Annotated in this window: 13 protein-coding genes and 1 riboswitch; of the genes, 4 read left to right on the top strand and 9 right to left on the bottom strand. The window is 39.6% G+C overall.

Annotated features, from left to right (window positions below):
- Positions 1-39: 39 nt before the first annotated feature.
- The 8 genes from BKP57_RS14225 to BKP57_RS14185 form a co-directional block, all read right to left on the bottom strand.
- A complete protein-coding gene (locus tag BKP57_RS14225; protein ID WP_050351443.1) occupies positions 40-882 on the bottom strand; it encodes a M15 family metallopeptidase in 843 nt (280 codons plus the stop codon).
- A 248-nt stretch (positions 883-1,130) separates the two neighbouring features.
- Positions 1,131-2,219 carry a sensor histidine kinase gene (locus BKP57_RS14220; protein WP_050351444.1) on the bottom strand — a complete coding sequence of 363 codons (1,089 nt, stop codon included), beginning with the start codon at positions 2,217-2,219 and terminating at the stop codon, positions 1,131-1,133.
- On the bottom strand, positions 2,212-2,892 hold the full coding sequence (locus tag BKP57_RS14215; protein ID WP_072741788.1) for a response regulator transcription factor: 681 nt from the start codon (positions 2,890-2,892) through the stop codon (positions 2,212-2,214). Before BKP57_RS14215 ends, BKP57_RS14220 begins: the two co-directional genes overlap by 8 nt.
- A 382-nt stretch (positions 2,893-3,274) precedes the next feature.
- Positions 3,275-4,210, bottom strand: a complete 936-nt coding sequence (locus BKP57_RS14210) for an ABC transporter permease (protein ID WP_072741787.1) — start codon at positions 4,208-4,210, stop codon at positions 3,275-3,277.
- A gap of 11 nt (positions 4,211-4,221) precedes the next feature.
- Positions 4,222-5,223: an ABC transporter permease gene (locus BKP57_RS14205; RefSeq protein ID WP_050351447.1), complete on the bottom strand. Its 1,002-nt coding sequence runs from the start codon at positions 5,221-5,223 to the stop codon at positions 4,222-4,224.
- A gap of 299 nt (positions 5,224-5,522) precedes the next feature.
- Positions 5,523-7,205: an ABC transporter substrate-binding protein gene (locus tag BKP57_RS14195; protein ID WP_198034995.1), complete on the bottom strand. Its 1,683-nt coding sequence runs from the start codon at positions 7,203-7,205 to the stop codon at positions 5,523-5,525.
- A gap of 206 nt (positions 7,206-7,411) precedes the next feature.
- Positions 7,412-8,383 (bottom strand): ABC transporter ATP-binding protein, encoded by a 972-nt coding sequence (locus tag BKP57_RS14190; protein ID WP_072741785.1) that lies wholly within the window; start codon positions 8,381-8,383, stop codon positions 7,412-7,414.
- The gene (locus BKP57_RS14185) at positions 8,358-9,374 is read right to left on the bottom strand and encodes an ABC transporter ATP-binding protein (protein WP_050351451.1); all 1,017 of its coding nucleotides are present in this window, start codon (positions 9,372-9,374) and stop codon (positions 8,358-8,360) included. The genes BKP57_RS14190 and BKP57_RS14185 overlap by 26 nt, the downstream gene beginning before the upstream one ends.
- 357 nt (positions 9,375-9,731) lie before the next feature.
- Positions 9,732-9,842: riboswitch (TPP riboswitch) on the top strand.
- 739 nt (positions 9,843-10,581) lie between these two features.
- On the opposite strand from BKP57_RS14185, the gene thiW reads away from it, so the two are divergent.
- From thiW to thiE, 4 genes are all read left to right on the top strand, one after another.
- Positions 10,582-11,076 (top strand): energy coupling factor transporter S component ThiW, encoded by a 495-nt coding sequence (gene thiW / locus BKP57_RS14180; RefSeq protein WP_050351452.1) that lies wholly within the window; start codon positions 10,582-10,584, stop codon positions 11,074-11,076.
- Between the two features lie 92 nt (positions 11,077-11,168).
- Positions 11,169-11,975 carry a bifunctional hydroxymethylpyrimidine kinase/phosphomethylpyrimidine kinase gene (thiD, locus tag BKP57_RS14175; RefSeq protein WP_050351453.1) on the top strand — a complete coding sequence of 269 codons (807 nt, stop codon included), beginning with the start codon at positions 11,169-11,171 and terminating at the stop codon, positions 11,973-11,975.
- On the top strand, positions 11,972-12,742 hold the full coding sequence (thiM, locus tag BKP57_RS14170; protein ID WP_050351454.1) for a hydroxyethylthiazole kinase: 771 nt from the start codon (positions 11,972-11,974) through the stop codon (positions 12,740-12,742). Before thiD ends, thiM begins: the two co-directional genes overlap by 4 nt.
- A gap of 219 nt (positions 12,743-12,961) precedes the next feature.
- Entirely contained in the window at positions 12,962-13,543 is a 582-nt protein-coding gene (gene thiE, locus BKP57_RS14165; RefSeq protein ID WP_213397340.1) for a thiamine phosphate synthase, read from the top strand.
- A 531-nt stretch (positions 13,544-14,074) separates the two neighbouring features.
- Here the strand turns inward: thiE and BKP57_RS14160 are convergent.
- A complete protein-coding gene (locus BKP57_RS14160; RefSeq protein WP_072741784.1) occupies positions 14,075-14,803 on the bottom strand; it encodes a MerR family transcriptional regulator in 729 nt (242 codons plus the stop codon).
- Between the last annotated feature and the right edge of the window lie 62 nt (positions 14,804-14,865).

Below are 14,865 nucleotides of genomic sequence, written 5' to 3'. Positions count from 1 at the left end.
AAGTTATCTAAAAAAAGCAGAGATCGTTCGTTTTGTGCTTTAATCATACACAGTGACAATAACACCTCCTACATTGTCACCGGAAATCGTATAGTTATGATTCTTTGGTATATTCACCGTCATTGATTTGGATACTGGGTAGTAACGGATATGATAATTTTTCCCATCCACTGTCGTAGAAATTTGTTTTTTTTCCCTGAGGAAATCCAAGTATTCCTCTAGAACAAAGTCTTTATCATACATAATCGCACTATGTGGTTTACTTACGTAACGAATATGCCACGGCTCGTATTCAATCCCTGTAATCGCCTTCTTTTCCTCTGGGTAGCGCAAAATAAACCCAAACTGCCATGCATTTTCTGCGATCCACACACCTTCTTCTGCTTCTGCCATTGATCCTGCTGATGAACCTACATCAAGTGCTAAGCCTAATTGATGCTCACTGAAACCTGCCGGCAACGCATAGTCCTTCCCCATTTCTTGATACAGCTTCGTTTGCTCTTGAAACTCACGATAACCGCTGCTGATTAAAAAATTATTCACACCATCTTTTTTAGCTGCCTCTATCATCTCATTAAAATAAGTGGTAATTTCTTTCGATAGCTTTATTTTATTATCGATTAACCCATAATCGCCTATTAAATGCTTATTTTCAAATAAATTTACGATGTCCGTTTTGGCACTTTTCTCTATCCCATGCTCTTCATTCACTAATAATAGCTCCCCTCGGTGAATGTCTTCCACATCTATCTGTAATGGTTCTTCACCTTCTTCATGTGTTTGTTCGATGTAGACAATGGATTTATTGTTTTTGTCATACCACATAATCGCAACAACAATACCTATAATAATTATATATAAAAACAATCTGCTTTTTTTCATTTCATTTTCCCCCCCTTCATTTTAAATGATAGAGAGGAAAACTTAAATTTTTGCTATGGTAAATCTTAAATTTTTCTTAAACAGACGTATCAAAATACTGCGCGTTAAAGCTCCAAATGCTGCTTTAGCCTATAGCATAACAATTGCTATAGGCTAAAGCAGCATTCGAACTACCCCGATGAACCAACCTGAGTCTGCATGATAGCAAACCTAAACCGGCTCCCCAATTTTCATAAGGAAGTATATCATTATTTTGGCAATCGAACTTCAAATATAGTTCGAATAACTGTGCTATCTGCCTCAATACTTCCACCATGCTGTTCGACAATATTTTTAGCAATAAATAATCCTAGTCCTGTGCTACCTGCTTTATATGTTCTCGACTGATCCTGTTTAAAAAACATCTCAAAAATATTCGGTAAGACATCATCGGGAATGCTATCTCCATAATTAATAACTTGTACAACGATGTCATTTGTATCTTGAAAAGCTTTTATATCAATAAATTTTCCGTCAGCACCGTAACGAATAGCATTTGTAAGCAAATTCTCAAATACTCTAGCAAGCTTTTCACCGTCAGCAGTAATCATTAAGCTGGATTGAATATCTAACCGGGTTCGGATATGATTTTTTTCAAGCATCGGATAAAATTCTTCATTCAATTGCTGGAGCAACTCTCCAAGATTAATCTCCGTCTTATCCAATTGCAGCATGCCATAGTTCATTTTTGTTATATCAAATAACTCATTAATTAGAGCTTCTAAGCGCTGTGATTTTTTATATGAAATGGATAAGTAATGTCGCTTTTGTTCATCAGTTAAGTGCTCATCTTTAAGTACTACATCCAAATAACCGAGGACAGATGTTAGGGGCGTTCGTAAGTCATGAGCTAAATTGACAATTAATTGATCTTTGCTACTTTCAGCAAATTCACCACGTTCAATTGCCTGCTGCAACTTATCCGCCGCTGCATTAATATCTTCAGCTATATCATGAAATTCATCTTTCGTGTCAATTTGCACATGATGTGTAAAATTACCATTCGCGAGTTGATGAATTCCTTGTGAAATTTCTTTAAAATAGAGGGAGTACCGCTTCGTTAACAAATAGAAAAACATAATGGAAAGCGGAATAAATAGAAGGATAAAAAAGTTGAAATCACCCACTGTTGCTATCATGCTGCGAATATTAGCTAAAGGTTCCCCTACTTGTACATAGTTGTGATAATAAAAACGCAACCCTAAAAAAATGGAAAATGTTACAACACCAGCAAACAGCATACTTAATCCAAACAGCATAACCATCTTTGTACGAAAATTTTTTATCCTATTACCCATGGAAGCTGTACCCCACTCCCCAGACCGTTTTAATCCATTTATCCTTGAGCTTCTTCCTTAATGTCCGTATATGTACCATGACAGTATTCGCACCTTCATAGTACAGTTCTCCCCATACCTGCTGAAAAATGGTCTCCACATCAAACACTTTCTTCGGGTGACTTGCCAACAGGAATAAAATATCGAACTCTTTCGGAGTCAGATCAATTTCTTCTTCATATAAGGTTACGCTCCGTCGATCCTTATCTATGCATAGTTCACCATATTCAAGAACGTTATTTTTGCCCTCTTTCTTCCCATTTAACACCGTAAACCGTCTTAATTGTGCATTAACACGGGCTACTAATTCCATTGGCGTAAACGGTTTTGTCATATAATCATCAGCCCCAATAACTAGCCCTTTCACTTTATCAAAGTCAGATGTTTTTGCACTTACAAAAATAATTGGCATTTGATAATCTTCCCGTATCCTTTGCGTCACTTCATACCCATCCATCTTTGGCATCATAATATCTAAAACCACTAAGTGGACAACTTGCTCTTGAACAAGCTGCAAAGCTTCCGCTCCATCCGCTGCCGTAATTACATTATATCCTTCATTTTTCAAATGAATGGAAATTAAATCAGCAATTTCCTTTTCATCATCAGCTACTAGTATCGTTATTTGTGTCATCTTTTTCACTCCAATAGGCTTATCAGGATAAACATCCTACGTATGATCATACAATAGTAAACATTTGATGTCATCATTAATGGTACAGAAGCCAAGAGACATTTTTCTAATGATACGAGCGACTTTTCCGGCTGTCACGAGCGATCCCTTCAACCTTTGTGAGCGATTTTCAGCTTTTTGAGCGACTTCTCTGATTTAAACGAGTGGTGATATTTGCCACGAGTGACTTTTTCAACAGCTGATCTGCAAGCTATAGCCAATTAATGGAATCAGAAGCTAATTAATTCGCTTTGGATTATCAGCTTTTTTCACACACTAAAAAGACAGACTCAAAATGTGCGGATATATCCTATTCTGAGTCCGCCTCATTAAAAACTATCCTTTAATTTTTCATTTTAGGATCTAAAGCATCTCGCAATCCGTCACCAATAAGGTTAAAGCCTAAAACAACTAGCATGATCGAAATACCAGGAAAAATGAGTGTCCAAGGGGCTAGTTGGATAAAATCACGCGAACCTGCCAGCATGGCTCCCCATTCAGGTGTTGGGGGTTGTGCACCCAACCCTAAAAACCCCAGTGCGGCTGCGTCTAATATGGCTGTCCCAAACCCTAGTGTAGCTTGTACAATAATTGGTGCGGCACTATTAGGCAAAATATGATGGAAGATGATGCGACCGTTTTTCATTCCTTGAGCTCTGGCGGCCATGATAAATTCTTCTTCCCGCAAACTAATAACCTTCGACCGAACGATCCTTCCAAAGATTGGTATATTAATAATGGCAATCGCTATTAATGCATTTTGCAAGGAAGCTCCTAAAATGGCAACAACCGCAATCGCCAACAAAATACTCGGGAATGCTAATAATATATCAAAAATTCTCGATATAATGGTATCTATCCACCGACCAAAATAGCCGGCAATCATTCCTAGTAACGTACCAAATACAAGCGCCCCTGTGACGGCAAAAAAACCAACTTGCAAAGAAACTCTTGCACCATAGGCGATACGAGTAAAAATATCTCTCCCCACATCATCTGTGCCAAACCAGTGCTCCGGTGACGGTGGTTGTAAGCGATTGGCTAAGTCTTGTCCTTGATAAGAATAGGATGTCAATAAAGGCGCTAAGAGACCGAATAAAACAAAAAATAGGATAATTAAAAATCCAGTAATAGCAAAGCGATTTTTCTGCAAGTGTTTACATGTATCTTTCCATGGAGACGTTTCTTCGATGTCATCCTCATCGATATGCGAATCCAGAGTTGCAGGGTTGGTTAACGGCAGTTGCTGTCCTTGCTTGTTATTTTTTTCCGCACTCATTCCATCACCCCCTAATATTTAATCCTTGGATCAATATACGTATATAAAATATCGACAATTAAATTAATCATGACAAAGAGAAACGCAATCACTAAAATACCTGATTGAATCACTGGGTAATCTCGATAATTAATTGCTTCAAATACATACCTGCCAATTCCTGGCCAACTGAAGATCGTCTCTGTTAGTATCGCCCCACCTAACAGTACACCTGTTTGCAAACCGATTACAGTCAGGACAGGTATGGTCGCATTTTTTAAAGCATGTTTATAAATAACCAGAAATTGTCCTCCACCTTTAGCTCGAACGGTTCGAATATAATCAGACTGCATTACCTCCAACATACTGGAACGAGTCATTCTTGCAATAATGGCCATCGGAATTGTCCCGAGTGCAATACTAGGTAATAGAAGATGCTTTAAAATAGTGAAGACTCTTGGAAAATCCAAATGAATCAATGCATCAAGCACATAAAATTGTGTAATGGCTGCAATTGGATCGCGGCTATTTTCCCTTCCATAAGCAGGAAACCATCCAAGCTCTTGAGCAAATACCCATTGTTCCATTAAAGCTAACCAAAAAACAGGTATGGATACTCCTACAAGCGCGAATAGCATAGCTAAGAAATCAAACCAGGAATTTTGTTTCCAAGCACTAATGATGCCAGCGTTAACACCAATAAATATAGCAAATAGCATTGCAAAAAAAGTTAATTCAAACGTAGCTGCAATATGTGGCCAAATTTCTTTTGTAATAGCAGCTTTTGTTCGTAACGACGTTCCTAAATCGCCTTTCAATAAATCAGTTACATAAATCCCATATTGCTTTATATATGGTTCATTTAATCCCATACTTTCTTCGAGATTTTTAACAGCTTCTTGTGTAGCTGCTTCTCCTAGGATGGTTTGCGCGGGATTGCCTGGTATTAAATGCACAATCGAAAAAGTAATTAATGTCATTCCAATTAATACCGGAATCAGATGCAACAAGCGGCGTATGATATATGCAGTCACCTTTTCACCCCAATCTTATTTCGATCTAACTCAACAAAATAGGGAGGGTAAGCAAAATGTATATTAAAATAACCGTGTCGTATTTTATAATAGTTACCCCCTATTTTGTTCGATACAGTTCGCTGCCAAACCTCTCCACCCTAACTTTCAACAAAATTCTGATATATAAAAGTTTTATCGGACAAGGAAAAATTCAGCAGCAAACACAAGCGTTTTCAAACGATCAGCTATTTCCAATTACCATCCAAAGATGGCGAAACGATACTCTATTTTGGTTCTAGAAGATATCCATTTAAGCTTTATTCCGTTGCAATCTCAACTTCTTCCAATGGATCACTTGTAGACGGATGTGGAATGAAGTTTTTCACTTCACTTTTAGCTGCAGCAAGAGGTGTTGAATGTACAATGTTTACTCCTGGAGCTTCTTCATGAAGGATCGCTTGCACTTGCTTATACAATTCTGCACGTTGGTCTTGATCAATTTCAGCTCCAGCTTGATCAATTAATTCATCCACCTCGTTGTTTTTATAAAACGAACGGTTTTCCCCGCCAATACTATCTCCATGCAATAAGCTATCAAAGAAGTAATCTGGGTCCCCATTAGATCCAGACCAACCGAGCAAGTATAGCTCATGTTCCCCTTTACCGGTTTTTTCTAGATAAGGCGCCCATTCTTCTCGTACAATGTTTGTTGTGATACCTACTTCCTCCAAATTGCTTTGGACGATTTCGGCTACCGTTTCAGGGTCTGGCATGTATGGTCTGGACACAGGCATGACCCAAAGATCCAACTCAAACCCGTTATCATATCCTGCTTCAGCTAATAATTCTTGCGCACGCTCCACATCATACCCGTAGGCTTTTATTTCTTCATTGTAACCAAAGTAGTTCGGTGGAATTAAATTAATTGCTGTTGTTGCATAATCAGCATACAACGCTTCGACAATGGCTTCTGTATCAACAGCATAATTGATGGCCTGACGAACTAATTTGTCATTTAATGGCTCCTTTTCCACATTCATACCTAAAAATCCTACATTATTTTCTCCTCGAACGTATAACTCGAGCCCTTCTTCTGACTCAATCCCGGCAGCATCATCTGGGTTAATCCCATCAATAATATCCACTTCTCCAGAACGTAAGGCGATTAATCGTGCTGAATTCTCTGGAATAACTTCAAAGATAACTTGATCTAACTTTGGTAGCCCTTCTTTGCGGTAATCTGCAAATTTTTCTAAAATAATTTGATCATTTTTACTCCAGCTGACAAATTTAAATGGACCTGTCCCTACAGGGTTTTCTCCAATATCCGGACCATATTTTTCTAAAGCCGCAGGAGAGGTCATCGCAAAATAATGCATGGCCATATTTTGCAGGAATGGTCCTTGGGGTGCTTTTAAAACAAATTCAATTTCATAATCATTAATCACATTTATTTCTTTAATATTGTGTGTGTCATCACCTTTATAGCCGCCGAACATCGTTCCATACAACGGATATGCATACCCTTGATCGGTAAACGCGTATTTATGTTTCGGATCTGCCCAGCGTTCGAAATTGATTTTTACAGCTTCGGCGTTAAAAGGTGTGCCATCATGAAAGGTGACGTCTTCTTCTAAGAAAAAGGTATAACTTAAACCATCATCTGATACTTCCCAGTCGTGTGATAAACCGGGGACTACTTCAAAAGATTCTTTATCATAGTCCAGTAAGCTTTCAAAAATGTTTTTCGTAACCCGAGAAGATTCTCCGTCGGAAATACTAGCAAAGTCCAAGCTGACAGAATCACCACCGCGTGCATAAACTAACACCTGGTCTCCAGCAGCATTTGAACCTTTTTGCTCACTTGTACCCTCTTCGTTCCCAGCTTCGTTCCCTTCTTCTGAAGCACTGGGATCTGCTCCCCCATCCCCACTGCAGGCTGCTAATAATAAAATGAATAAAAGCATTAGGATGGACCAAAATGCGTATTTTCCCTTCATCATTCTTCCCCCTTTAAAACTGAATATATTTGATACTGGTTCATCAAATCTATAAAGTAAATCTTCAATCAGCGGGGGTATCTTCATCCCCCTGATTGTTAGTACCGCGTGGATATGACCTAAAGGCCTCCGAACTAATTTGGCATTTAGGTGCCTTAGATTTGTTTGCATTCACCTCAACTTTGGAAGTGGTATCCTACAGCACCTTACATAATGAACAAATGACATGCGACAAAATGGTTATCTTCCACCTCTTCAAACGCTGGTTTTACTGTTTTACAAATGTCCATTGCTTGTGGACATCTTGTATGAAACACACACCCTGTCGGAGGGTTAGCTGGACTTGGTACATCGCCTTTTAAAATAATTCGTTCTCTAACATCGTCAGGGTCCGGTGTTGGTACTGCTGACAATAACGCTTGTGTATATGGATGTTTGGGACCTTCATACAACTTGTCCTTGTCCGCTAATTCCATCAAGCCTCCCAAGTACATAACGCCTACCCGATCACTTATATGTTTTACAACGCTTAGATCGTGAGCGATAAACACATAAGTTAACTGAAATTCTTCGCGCAACTTTTGCATCAAATTTAGAATTTGTGACTGAACGGAAACATCTAATGCTGATACTGGTTCATCGCAGATAATTAATTTGGGATGGTTCGCTAGTGCTCGGGCAATTCCGATTCGCTGGCGTTGTCCGCCACTAAACTGGTGCGGGTATCTTGAAGCATGATAGCTGCTAAGTCCGACTACTTTCAATAATTCTTTCACTCGCTTTTTTCGTTCTTCCGCAGATATCGTCCCATGGACAAGCAGAGGTTCGCCAATTATTTTTTCAACAGTGTGTCGCGGATTTAAAGAAGCGTACGGATCCTGAAAAATAATCTGCATATCCTTACGTAGTTTGCGCAGCTCTTCTGAATCCAAATGAGTAATCTTTCTACCTGCAAATGTCACTTCCCCAGCCGAAGGTTCAATTAAGCGCAAAATCGATTTTCCAGTCGTTGACTTCCCACAGCCTGATTCTCCGACAATGCCTAGTATTTCTCCTTCTCTTACTGTAAAAGAGACGTCATCGACGGCTTTTATTTCCCCAGTTTTTCGACCAAACACCCCTCCTCTTATCTCAAAATATTTTTTCAGCCCTTTAACTTCCAGCAGTGGTTTTGTCATTTTCTGCTCTTCCTCCTTCCGTTTGTTCATTTAGAAAGCACCTGCTTTTACGAATTTTCCCTAACTCAAACAATGGAGGAGTCTCTTGAAAACAACGTTCAAACGCAAGGTCACAGCGTGGTGCAAAACGACAGCCTACTCTTCCCATTTTTGGCTTTGGTACCGTCCCTGGAATGGAGTAAAGACGTTGCTCTTTTTTATTCATAGTTGGCAGTGATCGAATTAGACCTTTCGTATAGGGATGATTTGGATATTTTAATATCTCTCTCGTCGTCCCTTCTTCAATTACTTGCCCCGCATACATGACAACAACTCGATCGCATATTTCTGCCACGATGCCTAAATCATGAGTGATTAATAAGATCGCTGTCTGCTTTTCTTTATTTAACTGGCGCATAAGATCTAATATTTGTGCTTGAATGGTAACATCGAGTGCTGTTGTAGGTTCATCTGCAATTAACAAATCTGGGTTACAGGCCATGGACATGGCAATCATTACACGTTGCCTCATTCCGCCTGACAGTTGATGAGGGTAACTATCCACAATCTCATTTGCTCTTGGGATACCTACCAGTCGTAATAATGCCATAGCTCTGTTTCGAGCGTCTTGTTTGCTTATTTTTTCGTGCAATTGTATCCCTTCCATAATCTGATTGCCTATAGTAAACAAAGGGTCTAACGAAGTCATTGGCTCCTGAAAGATCATAGCAATCTCATTACCACGTATTTGCTTCATCCTTTTATTGGAAGCGGATACAATTTCTTCACCTTTAAATTTAATTTTGCCACTTACTATTTTTCCAGGCGGACTGGGGATTAATTGCATTACTGATAAGGAGGTTACGCTTTTTCCACATCCCGATTCACCAACAATTCCAACCACCTCGCCTTTATGAACGGATAAGCTAACCCCATCTACCGCGGGGATTTCCCCCTTATCCGTAAAAAAGTGCGTATGCAAATCCTGTAATTCCAGTATGACTTCGAGCATCGTTATTATCACCTCTTTTTCATTAAACATATTTTTATCATAAGATGAAGACTTAAGTCCTGTAGTTTTAAATCCAAGATATGAATCTTTATTTTGGCTTTAAAATGTATAAGATTTTAGAGCCATCTTGTAATGTTATTATTATTCATGTCCGCTTAAAATTATTAATCTTTCTTTATACAGATTTCCTGCAATGTAGAAAACTATTACCTTAGCTTATTTTAATTATTTCATCTTCACCCTATCCCTTAGTTCATTTTAAATAAGTTAACACACTAGCATTTTCCATGACAAACAAGTGTTGATTTGTTATCCTTAACTTACTAGCATTGCTAGGTAGAATTGCATATATATTTAAAGAACTACTAGGGGGGCCCTATAGAGGGGGCTGAGAAGAAGCAAATAGCTTCTGACTCTTATTGACCTGATCTGGTTAAGACCAGCGGAGGGAAGTAGTAGAGAGATTTTTCTATCTAAAACCTTCCAAGTCAGGTCCAATATGGATCTGACTTTTTTTAAAAGAATAAAATTAGGTGCTAGTGGAAAAGGAAATAACCGATAGTCACGTCCCGGCTCCAGCGCCCAGCAACTATGTGAACTTAGAAATGCGCCCTACGATAAGTCATCATTGGTTCGTTACAAAGAGGATGGCCGACTAAAAACGGGCTTGCCGCTCAGGCGTCGGCATACCCCTGTTTTTAGTGGCATGATTCCTTTATCCCGTAAAAAGGCGTTGTAGACTCCCACTTCAAGAATGTAAGATATGAGCTGAACAAGACGAAGCGGGAGGTAACAGCACCTAAATCCCTGATTCGTTCAAGGGCCTTTAGGTCATACCCTGGTGGTACTAACAATCAGCGGGGATGAAGAAAACCCGCTGATGGAAGGTTCACTTTATCTTTCGTTGATTCGTCCATTCACTACGTTGCTAAACGGGCGCTTGTGCCTTTGTTCTATATGGTTAGGACCGACAATCGTTTTCGACACAAAACATGTGAAGCATGAAATAATAGTTTCCGAAGTATATCCATCAATCTTCCCTTTCACTTCGTATCTATTTAATTTCTCTCTTTGTGATGACGATTAAATTACTAACCGCCAAAAAATTTAAATGGAAAACACTTCTTCTCTGCCTATCTTTCAAAGCAATTTTCCCTCTGCCAAGATAACGTCTTATACAGAAGAATACGAAAAGTAAGGTGATGCTATGAAAAAAACATATGTATTAACACTAATGGCTGTCTTTGTTGCCATTGGAACACTGGGAGCGCAATTTCTTTGGTTCCCAGCTGGGTTTGCCAAAGCATACCCTGTCCAACATGCCGTTAATGTGATAGCAGCTATTACATTAGGCCCTGGTCCGGCAGTAGTAGTAGCTTTCATGATCGGGGTATTACGAAATATGCTAGGACTTGGAACGATATTAGCATTTCCAGGAGCGATGGTTGGAGCTTGGCTTGCCGGTGTTCTTTATCGCACGTTTAAGAAGAAGATCTGGGCGGTAATTGGTGAGAGCATCGGCACCGGAATGATCGGCTCCCTTCTTGCAGTACCGGTCGCCAAGCTATTTATGGCCAGTAGTGCAGGGGCTTTATTCTTTATGCCATCGTTTTTAATAAGCAGTATTTCTGGTGCATTTCTTGGTTGGTTCGTCGTTTTACGTGTTAAAACTGATCCAATCGTTCGTTTACAAGAAAGCTAAGGCATCGAACACTACGCAATAGGGAGTATCTTTTCTATAATTTAGAGTTTAAAAAAGGATCACGAATAAAAACTGGAAGGGAAGCGAATAGAATGAAACAAATCCCATGTGCATTAACGATTGCAGGAACGGACCCAAGTGGAGGGGCAGGTATTCAAGCAGATCTTAAAACGTTCCAAGAGCTTGCCGTTTATGGTATGTCTGTCATTACTTCTGTAGTCGCCCAAAATACCACTGGTGTACAAAATGTCCACCATATACCAATTGAAATGATTAAAGAACAAATGCAATCTGTTTTTTCCGATATGCCCGTACACAGTCTAAAAACAGGGATGATTGCCAATGAATCTATGATGCGTGTTATTGTTGAACAATTGTCTAAGACAGACGCTTATTACGTGATGGATCCAGTAATGGTTGCTACAAGTGGCGATCCATTAATTGCGGAAGAGGCGAGGGATTTTTTAAAGGAACAGCTTCTACCTTTAGCTACTGTTGTCACACCGAATATTCCAGAAGCAGAATTTATTACTGGGCAAAAAATTCATGATATAAACGATTTAAAAGCGGCTGCCAGCGAAATTGTTGAAAAACACGGCGCTCGAGCTGCACTAGTGAAAGGCGGACATCTAGAAGGTGATGCGGTTGATTACTTGTATGATGGAAATACGATCCATACCTTTCATTCCAAACGCTTTGATACGACAAGTACACATGGCACTGGTTGCACATATTCGGCAGCCATTACAGCCTATTTAAGCAAAGGGTTCCCTTTATACGAAGCCGTCAATAAAGCGAAGCAATTTGTAACAGCAGCAATTAAACACTCTTTCCCTTTAGGGGCTGGAAATGGACCCACAAATCATTGGGGAATTCGTGAAGAAAGGGTGGAACAATGAACGAATCTGTTATCCAACAAGTAAGAACAAGGAATCCACTTATTCATAATTTAACGAATGAAGTAGTAATGAACTTTACCGCTAATGGTTTATTAGCTTTTGGTGGTTCACCAATCATGGCAAAAGCAGAAGAAGAAGCAGGCGAAATGGCATCCATCGCCGATGGAGTGCTTATTAATATTGGAACATCAACACTAACGGAGCTTCCTGCAATGAAGCTTGCAGGTAAAGCAGCCAACAAAAAAGGCGTCCCCGTTGTCCTGGACCCTGTTGGGATTGGAGCGACGTCTTTCCGCAAAGATGTCGTAAAACAATTGTTGCAAGAAGTACAATTCACTGCCATTAAAGGGAATGCAGGAGAAATGGCGAAGCTTGTCGATATTCCTTGGGAAGTTAAAGGCGTCGAATCTGTTGGAGATGGAGATGGAAAAGAAATCGCAGCGAAAGTATCCGAGATGTACCGAACGACAGCAGTTGTAACAGGAGAAACAGACTTCATTTGCAACGAAGGTAACGTAATACAGAATACAACTGGACATCGTTATCTGGAAAAAATCACCGGGGCCGGATGTTTATTAGGCTCTATCTTAACCGCTTGTTTAACTACAGAAGCACCCATAGAGGATCAAGCATTTGCAGCTGTCTATTTTTATGGGTTAGCAGCGGAGTATGCTGCAGCTCAAGGACACGTCCATGGGTCGGGCAGTTTTCTACCAGCGTTTATTGATGCATTATCACGCAGTGTGGATCAGTTAAATGGCGTTTAGTCTTCATTGTATGTAGTACCACGTGTAAGGTTTTATTTTCCCGGCTTCATCAGTATGGATGATGGAGCCTTTCTAACTTCCATTTTTTCACTTATATGAATAAGTTTGACACAACTTAGATGTGGTATAGATTTGAAAAAGGAAGATAGGATAGCAATAATTGAAGAAAGGTGCTGATTCATTTTGAATTTACAGCAAGCTTTACGAAAATATTTCATTATGGGTAGTCAAAATTGTGACCGAGATCCAAAACAAATTTTGGAAGAAGCAATTCAAGCAGGTATTACTGCTTTTCAGTATCGCGAAAAAGGACAAGGATCTCTATCGGGGTTTCAAAAATATATATTAGGAAAAGAATTACGAAATATTTGCAAGCAATATGACATCCCATTTTTTGTTAATGATGATGTGGAGTTAACACAAGTTTTAGATGCGGACGGAATCCATGTCGGTCAGGATGATGTAAATGCTTTAGAATTGCGACAACGTTTCCCCAATAAATGGATCGGTCTTTCTATATCCAACATGCAAGAATTGCAATCAAGCCCGCTTGATCATGTTGACTATCTTGGTGTCGGTCCTATTTTTGCCACAACCACCAAAGAGGATGCAAAAGCTGCAGTTGGTACAGATTGGATTAAACAAGTAAAACAGCTTTATCCAAACATGCCAATCGTTGGTATTGGCGGAATCTCTACAGAAAATGCAGCATCGGTTTTGGAGTCAGGAGCTGAGGGTGTGGCTATTATCTCTGCCATTACCAAGGCGAAAAATATTAACGAAGCAGTTGCAAAATTATAAAATAAATTTTCATTCAGTGGGGGATAAATGAAAACCCCCGCTGATTATTAGTACCGTAATCGTATAACTTAAAGGACTCTGAAGGGCGGGGATTTAGGTGCTATTAACTTCCACTTAGACTTATTGCTGTACAGATTATTAACTCAAAAGGCGAATGAAGTACTAATTTAGCTTCAGAAATATACGTAGACAATGCTTTGGAGAAAAGGCATCGGTGAGACCACATAGTGCGCGGGTCTAAAGAGGCTGACCGGTTGCACGCAAAAAGCAAAATATATTTCTAGAGCAGATTAATTGCATCATCTATAATAGCTACATAGTTCAGATTTTACTTGGATAAAAATACTTTTATCCAAGTCTCGTTTTTCTGAGCTAAAGGGAGTTGCTTGTATCATTAAATAAGCCACTCAGAGTGCCAAGAAAGTTGCTCGTATTACTAGGAAATGTCACTCGAACTCCATAGAAAGTTGCTCGCTTCACGAACAAAGTCGATTGGGCTGTACGCAGGTAAAGATGCTTTTCCTGTTCCCCTTATTTACTATCTGCATAAATCACCATTGCGTCTCGCATAAAGCTCGCTAGTCCTTCACCAAATTGATCAATGTTTTTCCTGAAACGGTCGTCTTCTACATACATTTGCCCTAGTCCTTTAAAAGCGTCTAATGAATAAGTGCCTATTTCATTCAATAAATGGAACCACTCACCAATTCGCTTTTGCGCTATTTCTGAAGCTGGATCCTCTTTACGAATGGCTGCAAGCCTGTGGTACAAAGCGTTGATGGTTTGTTCTAGGTTCTCTCTTTTGTTTAATTCGTTTATGTTGGCATTTGCTTTGTCAACAGCTTTATCTCCCCAACGTTCACGAGCTTCTTGTTCATAAGGGTTGCTGCTAAAATCAAATCCTGCAAAACGTTCTTGATTACTCATTGTAAGTTCCCCTTTCGTATGTCTTATCGTTTTTTGAATTGTTTCCAGCATCGTATCGATTTGTCTTCGTTTAGCAAGCAATCGTTCGCGATGCTTTTCTAACGCTTCTACTTGATCAAAGGAAGGATTATCTAAGATTTCCTTTATATTCTTCAAGGGAAATCCAAGCTCTTTGAAAAACAGGATTTGCTGCAGCCGTTCCAGCTCACTATCTGTATAAATCCGGTAACCGGCCCTTGTTGTATGCTGCGGTTTGAGCAAACCAATAGCGTCATAATGGTGCAGCGTACGGATACTAATACCAACTAAATCAGCTACTTCCTTCACTTGCATCGTGCTTCCCTCCCTGCTTTTCAAGCATAAACGGTAACGTTACGTTAGGGTCAAGAACGAAT

Source organism: Virgibacillus sp. 6R, assembly GCF_001895305.1.
Lineage (GTDB): Bacteria > Bacillota > Bacilli > Bacillales > Amphibacillaceae > Virgibacillus > Virgibacillus pantothenticus.
Note: the sequence above shows the minus strand (reverse complement) of the source record. Positions and strands in the feature narration are given on the sequence as shown.